The following is a 16,929-nucleotide window of genomic DNA, read 5'->3' on the forward strand; positions in this document are numbered from 1 at the left end:
TCAGATCTGACAGGTGCGCAGGGGTATCCGACGAGCGGTTGTTTGCTTTTCCTGCTTGAGCGATGGGGAGGCTTTGAAGACGCCTTCGCGAGCAGGCTCGCTCCCACAGGGATCGGGGTCGATCACCAGGCCGCGTTTACACCGCCGAACCTGTGGGAGCGGGCTTGCCCGCGAAGATGTCAGCAGCAAAACAACTCACTCAAGGCTTGTCGCAGATCCCTGCTACTGCGGCAACTCCAGATTATCCATCACCCGATTCACCGCCAGCTCGCCGAGCATGATCAATTGCGCGATCCCCAATAGCGTCCTGCGCTGCGATGCGGGTATGAGATGGGCGAAGTCATGGGCGATGGTTCTGGCTGAAGCGAGTGTTTCGCTGGCATCCGCCAGCAGCTCCTCGTTTTTGAAGTCGGCGTTAACGGCGTACATCCGACGGGTTTTGCGTGGGGGTGGGGTGGAGCCGGGTGGGCAGAGGTAGTGATCGAGGGCGCGGTCGGCGGCTTCGTGGAGTTTTTTTGAATCGAGGGATTCGTAGGGGGAGGTGGGGTCGGTTTCGGGTGGGTTGGGTGTTGGTTTGATCATCGGTAAAGCCTCTAGAGTAGTGAAGCTGCCACCGTTCGCTGCTAACGAGGGAGGTGGCGGCTGTACGCGGGTTAGCAGACCAGGACTCTAGAACCCGGCGCACCGAAGTGCCCCACGCAAAGCCGCCATAACGGCTACGGACTTTGTGCGTCTAGAGATAACCCGGGCTGCTAAACCCGATCACTGAACAATCAGCGACCGACTCACAATAGAACCCGACCCCAAGGCGCACAAGCCGGCGGATTCTGGCGTAGCTGTAGGCAATGGCGCAAGGATTTGTAGCCTCGAAGGCGTGTCTGAAGGTGTCTTTTAAACGTTCAAGTTTAAAAGGCGCAAACTCGGCCGATTTGCCGATGTTCCATCGCAATTCCTGAAGTTAGCCACCCGTCTGAAAGCTCCCTGTACCTGTCAGGTTTTACAGGTGTGGAACTGGTGCCTTTGCGATTTGATTGTTGGGTGATGCCGCACGTTTGGTGCGCACACTTCTGCGACGCAAGGGAGAAAAAATGAAAGGTATATTCAAGAGCTATGACGAAAACACGGGTAAGGGCACGATTGTCCCTGAGGATGATGGAAACTCCCCTTCCTTCGAATCCGTGGGGGGCAGGGGGCCCCAGAATATTCACGAGGTAAGTGTTGAAGAAAAAGTAATGCAGCTTGCCCGTGAGGATGAGTATTACTACTTCAACGTTCCTCAAGAACATGCACACAAGATGAAAATCAAACTGGGCGCTTCAGTCGAGTTCGATCTTGTGAAAGAGGGAGCGCGAGAGGTGACGAATCTTCGTTGTTAATTCGTTTTTAAGTAGCTGATCGCTCCCACGCAGGCGTGGGAGCGTTTGCTCAAATTCTGATCAGGTCTGGTTCGGCAACTCCAGATTATCCATCACCCGATTCACCGCCAGCTCGCCGAGCATGATCAGTTGCGCGATACCCAGCAGCGTCCTGCGCTGCGACGCGGGGATGAGATGGGCGAAGTCATGGGCGATGGTTCTGGCTGAGGCGAGTGTTTCGCAGGCATCGGCCAGCAGCTCCTCGTTTTTGAAGTCGGCGGTGACGGCGTACATCCGCCGGGTTTTGCGTGGCGGCGGGGTGGAGCCGGGTGGGCAGAGGTAGTGATCGAGGGCGCGGTCGGCGGCGTCGTTGAGCTTTTTTGAATCGAGGGATTCGTAGGGGGAGGCGAGATCGATTTCGGGTGGGTTGGGTGTTGGTTTGATCATGGTGAAGCTCCTAGAGTCATTGGAGCTGCCAACGTTCGCTGCGAGACGAATGAGGGTGGCAGCTATACGCGGGTCGCAGACCGGGACTCTAGAACCGGCAGACCCGAAGGTCTCCCACGTACAGCCGCCATAAGCAAAGCGGATGTTGTGCGTCCAGAGATCGACGGGCTGCGAGACCCGATCGCTGATTCGTCAGCGACCGACCCACAATAGAACCCGACCCCAAGGCGCACAAGCCGGCGGATTCTGGCGTAGCTGTAGGCAATGGCACAAGAATTTGTAGCCTTGAGACCGTGTCTGCAGGTGTCTTTTAAACTCGTCGTTTAAAACAAAGATCGCAGCCTTCGGCAGCTCCTACTGGAGACGTAAATCCCTGTAGGAGCTGCCGAAGGCTGCGATCTTTTCTGCTTGGGCAAAAGTTGGAAAGCTTCTTGCAGTACCCGCCGTGAGCCCGCTCTGGGCGTCAAAAGTTTGCTTTAAAGGAACGGGGAAAACCGGTGGATCGCTCTCAGTTATTCAACACAGCTCGCTCGAATGTTGCCGACCTCAGTCGAGGCAATCTGGGCGTGCCGTTGTTGCTGCTGGTCATGTTGGCAATGATGATGTTGCCGATTCCGCCGTTCCTGCTCGACGTGTTCTTCACCTTCAACATCGCGCTGTCGATCGTCGTCCTGCTGGTCTGCGTGTATGCGCTGCGACCGCTGGATTTCGCCGTGTTCCCGACCATTCTGCTGGTCGCGACGTTGCTGCGGCTGGCGTTGAACGTGGCTTCGACGCGGGTGGTGATGCTCCACGGTCAGGATGGCCACGCCGCTGCCGGTAAGGTGATTCAGGCCTTCGGTGAGGTGGTGATCGGCGGTAACTACGTGGTGGGTATCGTGGTCTTCGCGATTTTGATGATCATCAACTTCGTCGTGGTGACCAAGGGTGCCGGGCGGATTTCCGAGGTGAGCGCGCGTTTCACCCTCGATGCGATGCCCGGCAAACAAATGGCGATCGACGCCGACCTCAACGCCGGTCTGATCGACCAGAATCAAGCCAAGGCACGCCGTCAGGAAGTCGCCCAAGAGGCCGAGTTCTACGGTTCGATGGACGGTGCCAGCAAGTTCGTCCGGGGTGATGCCATCGCCGGCCTGCTGATTCTGTTCATCAACCTCATCGGCGGTATGGCCGTCGGTATCTTCCAGCACAACATGAGCTTCGCCGACGCCGGCAAGGTTTACGCGTTGCTGACCATCGGTGACGGTTTAGTGGCGCAATTGCCATCACTGTTGTTATCTACAGCCGCGGCGATCATGGTGACCCGTGCTTCCGGTTCGGAAGACATGGGCAAGCAGATCAATCGCCAGATGTTCGCCTCGCCGAAAGCGCTGGCGGTGGCGGCAGGGATGATGGCGGTCATGGGCCTGGTGCCGGGTATGCCGCACTTCTCGTTCCTGACCATGGCTGCGCTGGCCGCTGGCGGTGCCTACCTGTTCTGGAAAAAGCAGAACGTTGCCAAAGTTGTGGCGCTGGAAGAGGTCAAGCGTCAGCAGGAGCTGCTGCCGTCGCCGGCCCGTGCCATGGAAACCAAGGAGTTGGGCTGGGACGACGTGACGCCGATCGACATGATCGGTCTGGAAGTCGGCTATCGCCTGATCCCGCTGGTGGACCGCAATCAGGGCGGGCAATTGCTGGCGCGGATCAAGGGCGTGCGCAAGAAGCTCTCGCAGGATCTGGGCTTCCTGATGCCGACCGTGCACATCCGCGACAACCTCGATCTGGCGCCAAGCGCCTATCGCCTGACCCTGATGGGCGTGATCCTCGCCGAGGCCGAGATCTATCCGGATCGCGAACTGGCGATCAACCCGGGCCAGGTCTACGGCACGCTCAACGGTATCAACGCCAAAGATCCGGCTTTCGGCCTGGAAGCGGTGTGGATCGAAATCAGCCAGCGTGCCCAGGCACAATCCCTTGGTTACACCGTGGTCGACGCCAGCACCGTGGTCGCCACGCACTTGAACCAGATTCTGTACAAGCACTCCAGTGAGCTGATCGGCCACGAAGAAGTGCAGCAACTCATGCAATTGCTGGCCAAAAGCTCACCGAAACTGGCGGAAGAGCTGGTGCCGGGTGTGGTGTCGTTGTCGCAGTTGCTCAAAGTGCTGCAAGCGTTGCTTGCCGAACATGTGCCGGTGCGCGATATCCGCAGCATTGCCGAAGCCATCGCCAACAACGCCGCGAAGAGTCAAGATACCGCCGCGCTGGTGGCTGCGGTGCGCGTCGGCGTATCGCGCGCCATCGTCCAAAGCATTGTAGGCACTGAGTCGGAGCTGCCTGTGATCACCTTGGAACCAAGGTTGGAACAAATATTGCTCAATAGTCTGCAGAAGGCAGGACAAGGCTCGGAAGAGGGCGTTCTGCTGGAGCCAAGCATGGCCGAGAAGCTGCAGCGTTCGCTCATCGAAGCGGCGCAGCGTCAGGAAATGCAAGGTCAGCCGGTGATCCTTTTGGTGGCCGGCCCGATCCGCGCGATGCTCTCGCGCTTTGGCCGCCTCGCAGTCCCTGGGCTGCATGTGCTGGCCTACCAGGAAATACCGGACAACAAGCAAGTGACCATCGTTGCGACAGTAGGGCCCAACGGCTGAGGTAGTGGTTTATGCAAGTTAAGCGTTTCTTTGCCGCCGATATGCGTCAGGCCATGAAGCTGGTTCGTGATGAGCTGGGCGCTGATGCCGCCATCATTGGCAATCGCCGCATTGCCGGCGGTGTCGAGCTGACGGCGGCACTGGATTACAAATTGTCGGCGCTGGCGCCACGGGTTCCGAACATGGAACTCGAAGACGAGCTGCGCAAGACTCAGTCGCGCATCGTCACCGCCCAGGCCGAACTGAGCCTGCGTGGCGAAGCCGACGGCAACAGCAATCGCCAGATCTTCGCCGGGCTGCCGTTGACCGCTGGCCTGCCGCTGACTGCCGCTGAACCGCTGAGCGAGCCGACTTACGCTGCTCCAGCGCGTCCGGCCCCGGCGCCTGCGCAGTCCTCCGGCGGTGTTGATCCGCGTGCACTGGATTCGATGCGTTTCGAATTGAACAGCCTGCGCGAGCTGATGGAAGTTCAGCTCGGCACCCTGGCCTGGAATCAGCTGCAAGGCAGCCGTCCGGCGCAAGCCAATCTGTATCGTCGTCTGCAACGTATCGGCCTGTCCGGCCCGTTGTCGCGCGATCTGCTGGCGATGATCACCGATATCGAAGAACCCCGTCAGGCCTGGCGCATGTTGCTCGCGCACCTGGCGCGGATGATTGCCGTACCGGAAGTCGAGCCACTGGAAGAGGGCGGTGTGATCGCCATGGTCGGCCCTGCCGGCATGGGCAAGACCACGACTCTCGCCAAGCTTGCCGCGCGTTATGTGCTGAAATACGGCGCGCAGAATGTCGCGCTGGTGAGCATGGACAGCTTCCGCATCGGCGCTCAGGAACAACTGAAGACACTGGGGCGGATTCTCAATGTGCCAGTGACCCACGTCGATCCGGGCCAATCGCTGGTGCAGGCACTGGATCCACTGCTACGCAAACGCGTGGTATTGATCGATACTGCCGGCCTGCAAGCCAGCGATCCGGCGCTGCGCATGCAGCTCGAAAGTCTGGCCGGGCGTGGCATCCGTTCAAAAAATTATCTGGTCTTGGCAACCACCAGCCAGAAACAGGTTCTAACCGCCGCTTATCACAGTTACAAGCGTTGCGGGCTTGCCGGCTGCATCCTGACTAAACTGGATGAAACGGCCAGCCTTGGCGAAGTGTTGAGCCTGGCGATCAGTCATGAATTGCCGGTCGCGTACCTGACCGATGGCCCACGGATTCCGGATGATTTGCATCTGCCGCGCCGTCATCAACTGGTCAGCCGCGCCGTCAGCGTGCAAATGCAGGAAGAACCCAGCGAAGAAGCCATGGCTGACATGTTCGCTGATATCTATCACAGCCCGACCAAGCAGGTAGGCTGAGGTATTCATGAACAGTTTTTGTACCTACATCGATGGTCTGCCATGCATTGTTCCGGTTGTGAACGCGCAGCCAGTAATGTGGCCTCCGTCTATGCAAGACAAGGTAAAGAAATAACATGGGCAGCATGCATCCCGTACAGGTGATCGCGGTGACCGGCGGCAAAGGTGGCGTCGGCAAGACTAACGTGTCAGTGAACTTGTCGCTGGCGCTGGCAGAGCTTGGCCGTCGGGTCATGCTGCTGGACGCCGACCTCGGTCTGGCGAACGTTGACGTATTGTTGGGGCTGACCCCTAAACGCACACTGGCCGACGTCATCGAAGGCCGTTGCGAATTGCGCGACGTGCTGTTGCAAGGCCCCGGAGGCATTCGCATCGTGCCGGCGGCGTCCGGCACGCAGAGCATGGTCCACCTGAGCCCGGCGCAACACGCCGGCCTGATTCAGGCGTTCAGCGACATCGGCGACAATCTCGACGTACTGGTGATCGACACCGCTGCGGGTATTGGTGACTCGGTAGTCAGTTTTGTACGCGCCGCGCAAGAAGTGTTGCTGGTGGTCTGCGATGAGCCGACTTCCATTACCGACGCTTACGCGCTGATCAAATTGCTCAACCGCGATTACGGCATGAACCGCTTCCGCGTCCTCGCCAACATGGCGCAGAGCCCGCAGGAAGGGCGCAACCTGTTCGCCAAGTTGACCAAGGTCACGGATCGCTTCCTCGACGTCGCTCTACAATACGTCGGCGCCGTGCCTTACGACGAAAGCGTGCGTAAAGCGGTGCAGAAGCAGCGCGCGGTGTACGAAGCCTTTCCGCGTTCCAAGTGCGCACTGGCGTTCAAGGCGATCGCGCAGAAGGTCGACACCTGGCCGCTGCCCGCTAACCCGCGTGGCCACCTTGAGTTTTTCGTCGAGCGCCTCGTGCAGCAAACGGCAGGGCCCGTGCTATGACCGCAAGCGGTATGAACTACTACAAGAAGTCGGCACGTGACGCGCAGTACGAGCTGATCGAGCGTTACGCGCCACTGGTCAAACGCATTGCCTACCACTTGCTGGCACGCTTGCCGGCGAGTGTGCAGGTCGAAGACCTGATCCAGGCCGGGATGATCGGCCTGCTCGAAGTCTCGACCAAATATGACGCCAGCAAAGGCGCCAGTTTCGAAACGTACGCGGGCATACGAATCCGCGGCGCGATGCTCGACGAAGTGCGCAAAGGGGACTGGGCGCCACGCTCGGTTCACCGCAATACCCGTATGGTCAGCGACGCAATTCGCTCAATTGAAGCTAAAACCGGCCGTGACGCTAAAGATCACGAGGTTGCAGCCGAACTCCAATTGAGTCTCGACGATTACTACGGGATTTTGAATGACACCTTGGGCAGTCGCCTGTTCAGTTTCGACGACCTGTTGCAGGACGGCGAACACGAAGGGCTGCACGAGGATGGCGCGAGTGCTCATATGGAGCCGTCACGCGATCTGGAAGATGAACGCTTCCAGGCGGCGCTGGCGGACGCGATTGCCAATTTGCCGGAGCGTGAGCGACTGGTGTTGGCGCTGTACTACGACGAAGAGCTGAACCTCAAGGAGATCGGTGAAGTCCTTGGCGTCAGTGAATCGCGGGTCAGCCAGTTACACAGCCAGTGCGCGGCCCGTTTGCGGGGGCGTTTGGGGGAGTGGCGAGCGCGCTGAAGGCAGTGTGGGGACACTGCGAACGAGGCTGGTGCGGTGATGAACGGCACCGGTCTTGCTCTGTTGTGCTCCAGACAGTCTTCGAGTGCTGCGCCGATTGATTGAAGTGGCGCGTCCAGGTGCTGGGCGCGTTTAAGACTGCTTGGAGGTCGAATTGAACAAAGACATGAAAATCCTCATCGTTGATGACTTCTCAACGATGCGGCGGATCATCAAGAACCTGCTGCGTGATCTTGGGTTCACCAACACCGTCGAGGCTGACGATGGCGTGACTGCCATTCCGGTGCTCAACAGCGGCAGCATCGACTTTCTGGTAACGGACTGGAACATGCCGGGCATGACCGGTATCGACCTGCTGCGTCACGTGCGTGCCGATGAAAAACTCAAGCACCTGCCAGTGCTGATGGTGACTGCAGAAGCCAAGCGCGAGCAGATCATCGAGGCCGCTCAGGCCGGTGTGAACGGCTACGTAGTCAAACCTTTCACGGCTCAGGCGTTGAAAGACAAAATCGAGAAGATTTTCGAACGCATCGGCTGATGAACGCGCGGGGGAGCTATGGAGCATAACGAATCTTCACAGGGCGATTTCGAGTCGACCCTGAAAAAACACGCGGTCGAACTGGTCGAAAGCCTTGAAAAAGGCAGGTTCGGTGACGCTGTGCAACTGATCCATGAGCTCAATCAGACCCGTGACCGTGGCCTGTACCAGGAAGTGGGCAAGCTCACACGTGAACTGCACAGTGCGATCGTCAACTTCCAGATCGACCCGAACATGCCGCAGGCCGAGGAAGTGTCGCAAATCACCGACGCCACCGAACGCCTGGGCTATGTGGTCAAGCTGACAGAGGCCGCGGCCAACCGCACCATGGATCTGGTGGAAAGCGCCACACCGGTGGTCAATGGTCTGGCTGACGAAGCCCAGACTTTGAGCGCCGATTGGGGTCGCTTCATGCGTCGCGAGGTCGGGGCTGAAGAGTTCCGTGAACTGGCGCGCCGGGTCGACGGTTTTCTGTCACGCAGCAGCACGGACAACCGTGCGGTGTCGAGCAATCTCAACGACATCCTGCTGGCCCAGGATTACCAGGACCTGACCGGTCAGGTGATCAAGCGTGTGACCCAACTGGTCACCGAAGTCGAAAGCAATTTGCTCAAACTCGTGCTCATGGCCAGTCAGGTCGACCGCTTTGCGGGCATCGAACATGACCGCGCCGCGATGCTTGCAGAAAAAGATCCACAAAAACATCTCTCGCAGGGTGAAGGTCCGCAGATTCATGCCGATAAACGAGAAGACGTTGTGTCCGGTCAGGACGATGTGGACGATTTGTTATCCAGCCTCGGGTTCTAGAGTTTTGGAATTTTAGGTTTTTTGGGTTTTTAGACCTGTAGGAGCACCCCATTAATGAGCTTCGGCGCCGATGAAGAGATCCTTCAGGATTTCCTGGTTGAGGCCGGCGAGATTCTTGAGCAACTGTCCGAACAACTGGTCGAGCTGGAAAGCCGTCCGGATGACGCAGATCTGCTCAACGCAATTTTTCGCGGTTTCCACACTGTAAAAGGGGGCGCCGGCTTCCTTCAGCTCAATGAGCTGGTGGAGTGCTGTCACATCGCCGAAAACGTGTTCGACATCCTGCGCAAGGGTGAGCGTCGCGTTGATGCAGAACTGATGGACGTTGTCCTCGAAGCACTGGACGCAGTGAACAGCATGTTCAGCGAAGTCCGCGAACGTGCACCGATCACCGCTGCTACCCCGGAACTGCTGGCCGCCCTGGCGCGTCTGGCCGAACCGCAATCGGCGGACGAAGCCCCGGCTTCGCCAGTGGCCGAGATGATCGAAGAGCTGGTCGTCGAAGGCGACGCGTCGGGCGACATCACCGATAACGAATTCGAACAGCTGCTGGATTCGCTGAACGCCGTCAAGGCCGAAGCCGAGGCCCCGGCCGCTGCTGCACCTGCACAAACGGCCGCTGAAGCCGCGAGCGATGAAATCACCGATGCCGAGTTCGAGTCGTTGCTCGATCAGTTGCACGGCAAGGGCCAGTTCGCGGTGGACGCGGTTGCACCAGCGGCGGCAGCCCCAGCGGCACCGGCGAAGGGTGACAGCTCTGACATCACCGACGACGAATTCGAAGCCCTGCTTGATCAGTTGCATGGCAAGGGCAACTTTGCCGTGGATGCGCTGGAGTCAGCGATTGCCTCGGCACCGGCGCCGGCTGCTCCCGTGGCCGCCGCGGCTGGCAGCGATCTGATCAGCGATCACGAGTTCGAATCGCTGCTCGACGAATTGCATGGCAAAGGCAAGTTCTCCGAAGTCGGCACCGCCGCTGCTGGCAGTGCTTCGACCGTCGCCACACCTGCCGCCAAGGCACCGGCCGTTGCTGCAGCGCCGAAGCCTGCCGCCAAGCCTGAGCCAAAAGCCGAAGCGCCAAAACCGGCTGCCGCTGCTGCACCGGCTCCGGCCCGTGCGCCGGCGACACCGCCACCGGAAAAACCGGCGAGCGAAGCCGAAACCACCGTGCGCGTCGACACGGCACGTCTCGACGAAATCATGAACATGGTCGGCGAGCTGGTGCTGGTGCGTAACCGTCTGGTGCGCCTGGGCCTGAACAGCGGCGATGAAGCCATGCAAAAGGCCGTGTCGAACCTCGACGTGGTCACCGCTGACTTGCAGACCGCGGTAATGAAGACGCGGATGCAGCCGATCAAGAAGGTCTTCGGGCGCTTCCCGCGTCTGGTTCGCGACCTCGCGCGTCAGCTGAAGAAAGAGATCAACCTGGAACTGGTGGGTGAAGAAACCGACCTCGACAAAAACCTTGTCGAGGCCCTGGCCGACCCGCTGGTCCACTTGGTGCGCAACGCCGTCGACCACGGCATCGAGTCGCCGGAGGAACGCGAGGCGTCGGGCAAGGCCCGTGGCGGTCGTGTTGTTCTGGCGGCCGAGCAAGAGGGCGACCATATCCTGCTGTCGATTTCCGATGACGGCAAAGGCATGGACCCGAATGTCCTGCGTGCCATCGCGGTAAAACGCGGTGTGATGGACAAGGACGCGGCCGATCGCCTCAGCGATACCGAGTGCTACAACCTGATTTTCGCCCCGGGTTTCTCGACCAAGACCGAGATCTCCGACGTGTCCGGCCGCGGTGTCGGCATGGACGTGGTGAAGACCAAGATTTCCCAGCTCAACGGTTCGATCAACATCTACTCGACCAAGGGCCAGGGCTCGAAGATCGTCATCAAGGTGCCGCTGACCCTCGCGATCATGCCAACCCTGATGGTGATGCTCGGCAATCAGGCGTTTGCGTTCCCGCTGGTCAACGTCAACGAAATCTTCCACCTCGACCTGTCGACCACCAACGTCGTCGACGGTCAGGAAGTGGTGATCGTGCGGGACAAGGCGCTGCCATTGTTCTACCTCAAGCGCTGGCTGGTCAGCTCCGCCGCTCACGAAGAGCAGCGTGAAGGCCACGTGGTGATCCTTTCGGTGGGCACGCAGCGGATCGGCTTCGTCGTCGATCAACTGGTCGGTCAGGAAGAAGTGGTCATCAAGCCATTGGGCAAAATGCTGCAGGGCACTCCGGGCATGTCCGGCGCCACCATCACGGGTGACGGCCGCATCGCGCTGATTCTCGATGTTCCAAGCATGCTCAAGCGTTACGCCGCACGGCGTATTTGAATCCGGGGCGGCGGGGCGACAACGTCCCGCTGCACCTAATGGAGTGTTTATGGCAGTCAAAGTCCTGGTGGTGGACGATTCGGGTTTTTTCCGCCGCCGCGTCTCGGAAATTCTTTCAGCGGATCCGAGCATTCAGGTGGTCGGCACCGCCACCAACGGTAAAGAGGCGATCGATCAGGCGCTGGCACTCAAGCCGGACGTGATCACCATGGACTACGAGATGCCGATGATGGACGGCATCACGGCAGTGCGGCACATCATGCAGCGCTGCCCGACCCCGGTGTTGATGTTCTCCTCGCTGACGCACGAAGGCGCCCGGGTCACCCTGGATGCGCTGGACGCCGGTGCGGTGGATTTCCTGCCGAAGAATTTCGAAGACATCTCCCGCAATCCGGAGAAGGTCAAGCAACTGCTGTGCGAGAAGGTGCATAGCATCTCGCGCAGTAATCGTCGTTTCAGTGCTTATAGCGCGCCTGCGCCAGTGGCTGCGCCAGCACCGACGCCTGCTCCGGCGCCGTCGAGTTTCGGCAGCCACAGCAGCAGTCACAGCAGCAGCGTTCCGGCACGTCCGGCCCCGGCACCGGCACCCACTCGCGCCCCGGCCGCCAGCGCTTCGTCGCCGGCACCGAAACGTAAAGCCTACAAACTGGTTGCCATCGGCACCTCGACGGGCGGCCCGGTTGCCTTGCAGCGCGTGCTGACTCAGTTGCCAGCGAACTTTCCGGCGCCGATCGTGCTGATCCAGCACATGCCGGCAGCGTTCACCAAGGCGTTTGCCGAGCGTCTCGACAAGCTGTGCCGCATCAGCGTCAAGGAAGCCGAGGATGGCGACATCCTGCGTCCGGGCCTGGCGTTGCTCGCGCCGGGTGGCAAGCAAATGATGATCGACGGCCGTGGCGCGGTGAAAATCCTCCCGGGCGACGAGCGTCTGAATTACAAGCCGTGCGTGGACATCACCTTCGGTTCGGCGGCGAAATCCTACGGCGACAAAGTTCTGGCGGTGGTGTTGACCGGCATGGGCGCCGACGGCCGTGAAGGCGCGCGTCTGCTCAAACAGGGCGGTAGCGCCGTGTGGGCGCAGGACGAAGCCAGTTGCGTGATCTACGGCATGCCGATGGCCATTGTCAAAGCCGACCTCGCCGACGCGGTATACAGCCTTGACGACATCGGCAAACACATTGTCGAGGCCTGTATCTGATGGATGTTCTAAGCCTTATCGGGATCATCATGGCGTTCGTCGCCATCATCGGTGGTAACTACCTTGAAGGTGGTCACCTCGGTGCGCTGGCCAACGGCCCGGCGGCATTGATCGTACTGGGCGGTACCATCGGTGCCGCACTGCTGCAATCGCCGATGAGCGCGTTCAAACGCGCCATGCAGATTCTGGCGTGGATCTTCTTCCCGCCGCGTGTGGACTTGGCCGGCGGCATTGATCGCGTGGTCAACTGGAGCCTCACCGCACGCAAGGAAGGCTTGTTGGGTCTGGAAGGCGTAGCCGATGCCGAACCTGACAACTACTCGCGCAAAGGCCTGCAACTGTTGGTCGACGGTGCCGAGCCGGAAGCGATTCGCAGCATCCTTGAAGTGGATTTCTACACCCAGGAAGCCCGCGATATCGAAGCGGCGAAAGTCTTCGAAAGCATGGGCGGTTACGCGCCGACCATCGGCATCATCGGTGCGGTGATGGGCCTGATCCACGTGATGGGCAATCTTGCTGATCCGACCCAGTTGGGCAGCGGCATTGCTGTGGCTTTCGTCGCGACCATCTATGGCGTGGCCAGTGCCAACCTGATCCTGCTGCCGGTGGCAGCCAAATTGAAGTCAATCGCGTTGCGGCAGTCGCGTTATCGCGAAATGTTGTTGGAAGGCATTTTGTCGATCGCCGAAGGTGAAAACCCTCGCTCCATTGAGTTGAAGCTGCAAGGCTTCATGGATTAAGGGAATAACCTCATGGCTCGTCGTCGCCACCAGGAAGAGCATGTAAACCACGAACGCTGGCTGGTTTCCTACGCTGACTTCATCACGTTGCTGTTCGCGTTCTTCGTGGTCATGTACTCGATTTCGTCGATAAACGAAGGCAAGTACAAAGAGATTTCAGAAGCGCTGGTCGGGGTCTTCAAGGACTCCGACCGCGCGCTCAAGCCGATCCCGATCGGTGACGAACGACCGAAAACCGTGACCCCGGCCAAACCGCTGGTCAAGGACGCCGAACAGATCGATGCCGGTATCGCCGGTGCCAGCGATCCGCTGAAAAGCATCGCCGATGACATCAGCGCCGCCTTCGGTGACTTGATCAGCTCCAACCAGATGACCGTGCGCGGCAATGAGCTGTGGGTCGAGATCGAACTCAACTCCAGCCTGTTGTTCGGCAGCGGTGACGCCATGCCGAGCGATATCGCGTTCAACATCATCGACAAGGTCGCGGCGATCCTCAAACCGTTCGATAACCCGATCCACGTCGAAGGTTTCACCGATGATCAGCCGATCCGCACCGCGCAGTACCCGACCAACTGGGAGCTGTCTTCGGCGCGTTCAGCGAGCATCGTGCGCATGCTGGCGATGCAGGGTGTCAATCCTGGCCGCCTGGCTTCGGTGGGTTACGGTGAGTTCCAGCCGGTCGCCAATAACGCCACCGCCGAAGGCCGTGCGAAGAACCGTCGTGTGGTGCTGGTGGTGTCGCGCAATCTCGACGTGCGCCGCAGCCTCACGGGCACCGGAACCGCCAATGCACAACCGGATGCCGCGTTGAAGCGTGCTGGCACACAAACTGCACCGACCCCGGTCAAGACGCCGGGACGCGAGAGTGCCGTCAATTCTCCGTCACCCGCATTAACACGCTGAGCTATGTCTCGGTCGAGCATATCGGCCGGGAGGAACGAACCGAATGAGAGTCTGGGCAGTCGCCAATCAAAAGGGTGGTGTCGGTAAAACCACATCTTCCATCGCTTTAGCCGGATTGCTGGCGGAGGCGGGCAAGCGCGTGGTTGTGGTCGATCTCGACCCGCACGGCTCGATGACCAGCTATTTCGGCTACGACCCCGACAGCCTGGAACACAGCAATTACGACCTGTTTCTGCACAAGGGCAGCGTGCCGCAAGGACTGCCGGGGCAGTTGCTGTTGTCGACCAGCGATGAACGCATTTCCCTGTTGCCGTCGAGCACCGCGCTGGCAACCCTTGAGCGTCAGTCGCCGGGGCAGAGTGGCTTGGGTCTGGTGATCGCCAAGAGTCTGGCGCAGCTGTGGCAGGATTTCGATTACGCGGTGATCGACAGCCCGCCGTTGCTCGGCGTACTGATGGTCAACGCCCTTGCAGCGAGCCAGCAACTGGTGATCCCGGTGCAGACCGAGCATCTGGCCGTCAAAGGTCTGGAGCGCATGGTCAACACCCTGGCGATGATCAACCGCTCGCGCAAACAGGCGCTGCCGTTCAGCATCGTGCCGACCCTGTTCGATCGCCGTACGCAAGCATCCATGCATACCTTGCGTGTGCTGCGCGACAAATTCCCAGAAGAGATCTGGCAGGGTTATATCCCGGTCGATACTCGTCTACGCGATGCCAGTCGTGCCGGTGTCACGCCTTCGCAATTCGACGGCAAGAGCCGTGGCGTGCTGGCGTATCGTGCGCTGCTCAAGCACCTGTTGGCGCAACAACTTGTTCCGCAGGTGGCTTGAATGATTTTGACCTCTGTAGGAGCTGCCGCAGGCTGCGATCTTTTGATCCGGCTTTTTGGCGCTTCTGAAAAGATCAAAAGATCGCAGCCTGCGGCAGCTCCTACAGGGGACTGTGCATGAACCGGCCTTTGAAGTTGACGTCGAAGCCGCAGTTGGCCTTGCAGTCGTATCTGGACAGTTTGCTCCAGGAAATTCCTGACGCGTTGCCGACGCCAGTCGAAGTTGTCGAAGAAAGCAGCGAGGCGCTGGACGAGTTTCAGGCCGCGGTGCTGGAAGAGCAGGCGCGTGACGCACAGAAAGCGGCCAGGCCTGCTGCGCCGGTTGCCGCGCCTGCCGTTGCAGCGGTTGCCAAAGCGCCGGTGGCTTTGATCGAGGAAGCAGCGCCGGTTCGTGCATCGGTCTCGACGCTCGCTCCGCTGCTGCAAACCCAATTGCTGAAAACCGCGCCGGAACCGGCCGTGGTCGAACCGGCTCCGGTTCCAGCCCCGGTTGCACCCGCGCCCGTAGAGCAAACGCTGGTTCCGCCGCTGGTGGAAGTGCATCTGCCGCCGAACAACACGCCACCACCGGTGGAAACCGATGGTCGTCCGGCCTGGGCTTCGGAAGCGTTCGAATGCCTGCTGTTCGACGTCGCCGGCCTGACGCTGGCCGTGCCGCTGGTGTGCCTCGGCTCGATTTATTCGCTGGCCGGCCACGAGCTGACGCCGCTGTTCGGTCAGCCGGAATGGTTCCTCGGGATCCTGCCGAGCCAGGCCGGCAACCTGAAAGTGTTGGACACCGCGCGCTGGGTCATGCCGGATCGCTATCGCGATGACTTCCGTCAGGGCCTGCAGTACGTGATTTCGGTACAAGGTTACGAGTGGGGCCTGGCGGTGCATCAGGTCAGTCGCTCGTTGCGTCTGGACCCGAATGAAATCAAATGGAGAAGTCACCGGGGTCAGCGGCCATGGCTCGCCGGCACCGTGATTGAGCACATGTGTGCATTGCTTGACGTTTCCGCACTGGCCGAGTTGATCGCCAGCGGTGGGGCAAAGCACCTGAGCGGCCACAAGCCGCTACATAAACCGACATAGCAGCCGACATAACAATCAGGCGACGGCATTGTTGAATGCCGCCACACAGAACACACACCGCTCAGAGCGGTTTTTTCGAGGGGTCAGGGTATGAGTAGTCAGGCGACGAATGCAAAAGGTTCTGAAGATCCGATCCTGCAATGGGTGACCTTCAAACTGGACAACGAAACCTACGGCATCAACGTGATGCGCGTTCAGGAAGTGCTGCGCTACACCGAGATCGCTCCGGTGCCGGGCGCGCCAAGCTACGTGCTGGGCATCATCAACCTGCGCGGTAACGTGGTCACCGTGATCGACACCCGTCAGCGCTTCGGCCTGAACAGCGGCGAGATCAGCGACAACACCCGTATCGTCATCATCGAAGCCGACAAGCAAGTCGTCGGCATCATGGTCGACAGCGTGGCCGAAGTGGTTTACCTGCGTCAGTCGGAAATCGAGACGGCGCCGAACGTCGGCAACGAAGAGTCGGCCAAGTTCATCCAGGGCGTGTGCAACAAGAACAACGAGTTGCTGATCCTGGTCGAGCTGGACAAGATGATGAGCGAAGAAGAATGGTCGGACCTGGAGAATATCTGATTGATTCTCGAGGTCGCGGTCATTGTCCTGTTCCTCTTCTGGGCAGGCACGCTGGCAATGTTTGTGTCGTACATCAAGGCGCAGCGCGTAATCGCTGCGCAACAGGCTCAGGGCGATGCGCTGCGTGATCAGCGCATCAAGGACCTGGCCAAGCGTGTCGACGATTACCAGAACGGCAACGTGCGTATGGGCGAAGCCCTGCACGAGCTGCGCGCGGTAGTCGGTCCGTTGCCGGACAAAATCGTTCAGTTGGAACAACGCGATCCGTCGAGCCTGTCGTTCGCCCAAGCGGCGAAACTGGTGGGCATGGGCGCCAGCGTCGATGAACTGACTCAGTCCTGCGGGTTGACCCAGGCTGAGGCAGAGTTGATGCGCAAGCTTCACAAAAGCAGCTAGTAGCTTCGAGCTTTAGCGGCAAGCAAGATCAAAAGATCGCAGCCTTCGGCAGCTCCTACAGGGGAAACGCTAATCC

At 59.8% G+C, this 16,929-nt stretch carries 17 protein-coding genes; 15 read left to right on the forward strand and 2 right to left on the reverse strand.

The genetic code is table 11. From position 1 onward, the window contains the following. Positions 1–222: 222 nt before the first annotated feature. Positions 223–582 (reverse strand): DUF6124 family protein, encoded by a 360-nt coding sequence (locus tag M5G26_RS28740; protein ID WP_273917126.1) that lies wholly within the window; start codon positions 580–582, stop codon positions 223–225. Positions 583–1,088: 506 nt separating this feature from the next. On the opposite strand from M5G26_RS28740, the gene M5G26_RS28745 reads away from it, so the two are divergent. Then, positions 1,089–1,376 (forward strand): hypothetical protein, encoded by a 288-nt coding sequence (locus M5G26_RS28745; RefSeq protein WP_273917127.1) that lies wholly within the window; start codon positions 1,089–1,091, stop codon positions 1,374–1,376. A 60-nt stretch (positions 1,377–1,436) separates the two neighbouring features. Here M5G26_RS28745 and M5G26_RS28750 read toward each other — a convergent pair whose 3' ends face one another. Continuing rightward, positions 1,437–1,802, reverse strand: coding sequence for a DUF6124 family protein (locus tag M5G26_RS28750; RefSeq protein ID WP_273917128.1), 366 nt, complete (start codon positions 1,800–1,802; stop codon positions 1,437–1,439). 497 nt (positions 1,803–2,299) lie between these two features. Here M5G26_RS28750 and flhA point away from each other — a divergent pair, with 497 nt between their 5' ends. The 14 genes from flhA to M5G26_RS28820 all read left to right on the forward strand — a co-directional run bounded on the left by flhA (position 2,300) and on the right by M5G26_RS28820 (position 16,853). Continuing rightward, entirely contained in the window at positions 2,300–4,429 is a 2,130-nt protein-coding gene (flhA, locus tag M5G26_RS28755) for a flagellar biosynthesis protein FlhA (protein WP_134178413.1), read from the forward strand. An 11-nt stretch (positions 4,430–4,440) separates the two neighbouring features. Then, on the forward strand, positions 4,441–5,781 hold the full coding sequence (gene flhF, locus M5G26_RS28760; RefSeq protein ID WP_008077677.1) for a flagellar biosynthesis protein FlhF: 1,341 nt from the start codon (positions 4,441–4,443) through the stop codon (positions 5,779–5,781). 116 nt (positions 5,782–5,897) lie between these two features. Continuing rightward, entirely contained in the window at positions 5,898–6,728 is an 831-nt protein-coding gene (fleN, locus tag M5G26_RS28765; RefSeq protein WP_003222917.1) for a flagellar synthesis regulator FleN, read from the forward strand. After that, complete coding sequence (gene fliA / locus M5G26_RS28770) at positions 6,725–7,465, forward strand: RNA polymerase sigma factor FliA (protein ID WP_093439777.1); 741 nt, start codon at positions 6,725–6,727, stop codon at positions 7,463–7,465. Before fleN ends, fliA begins: the two co-directional genes overlap by 4 nt. Positions 7,466–7,631: 166 nt before the next feature. Next, positions 7,632–8,003 (forward strand): chemotaxis response regulator CheY, encoded by a 372-nt coding sequence (locus M5G26_RS28775; protein WP_161986607.1) that lies wholly within the window; start codon positions 7,632–7,634, stop codon positions 8,001–8,003. Positions 8,004–8,021: 18 nt separating this feature from the next. Further along, positions 8,022–8,810, forward strand: a complete 789-nt coding sequence (locus M5G26_RS28780) for a protein phosphatase CheZ (protein WP_034151516.1) — start codon at positions 8,022–8,024, stop codon at positions 8,808–8,810. Between the two features lie 54 nt (positions 8,811–8,864). Next, positions 8,865–11,135, forward strand: a complete 2,271-nt coding sequence (locus M5G26_RS28785) for a chemotaxis protein CheA (protein ID WP_273917129.1) — start codon at positions 8,865–8,867, stop codon at positions 11,133–11,135. 49 nt (positions 11,136–11,184) lie between these two features. Further along, entirely contained in the window at positions 11,185–12,333 is a 1,149-nt protein-coding gene (locus tag M5G26_RS28790) for a protein-glutamate methylesterase/protein-glutamine glutaminase (RefSeq protein ID WP_273917130.1), read from the forward strand. Beyond that, entirely contained in the window at positions 12,333–13,073 is a 741-nt protein-coding gene (locus M5G26_RS28795) for a flagellar motor protein (RefSeq protein WP_008077689.1), read from the forward strand. Before M5G26_RS28790 ends, M5G26_RS28795 begins: the two co-directional genes overlap by 1 nt. A gap of 12 nt (positions 13,074–13,085) precedes the next feature. After that, positions 13,086–13,976 (forward strand): flagellar motor protein MotD, encoded by an 891-nt coding sequence (gene motD / locus M5G26_RS28800; RefSeq protein WP_038363880.1) that lies wholly within the window; start codon positions 13,086–13,088, stop codon positions 13,974–13,976. A 43-nt stretch (positions 13,977–14,019) separates the two neighbouring features. Continuing rightward, positions 14,020–14,808 (forward strand): ParA family protein, encoded by a 789-nt coding sequence (locus M5G26_RS28805; RefSeq protein WP_007919990.1) that lies wholly within the window; start codon positions 14,020–14,022, stop codon positions 14,806–14,808. A gap of 116 nt (positions 14,809–14,924) precedes the next feature. Next, positions 14,925–15,881, forward strand: coding sequence for a CheW domain-containing protein (locus M5G26_RS28810; protein ID WP_273917131.1), 957 nt, complete (start codon positions 14,925–14,927; stop codon positions 15,879–15,881). A gap of 90 nt (positions 15,882–15,971) precedes the next feature. Then, complete coding sequence (locus M5G26_RS28815; protein ID WP_007919980.1) at positions 15,972–16,457, forward strand: chemotaxis protein CheW; 486 nt, start codon at positions 15,972–15,974, stop codon at positions 16,455–16,457. Beyond that, positions 16,458–16,853, forward strand: coding sequence for a DUF2802 domain-containing protein (locus M5G26_RS28820; protein ID WP_134178418.1), 396 nt, complete (start codon positions 16,458–16,460; stop codon positions 16,851–16,853). Positions 16,854–16,929 lie beyond the last annotated feature (76 nt).

The sequence above is a fragment of the Pseudomonas sp. TNT2022 ID642 genome (genome assembly GCF_028656995.1).
Lineage (GTDB): Bacteria > Pseudomonadota > Gammaproteobacteria > Pseudomonadales > Pseudomonadaceae > Aquipseudomonas.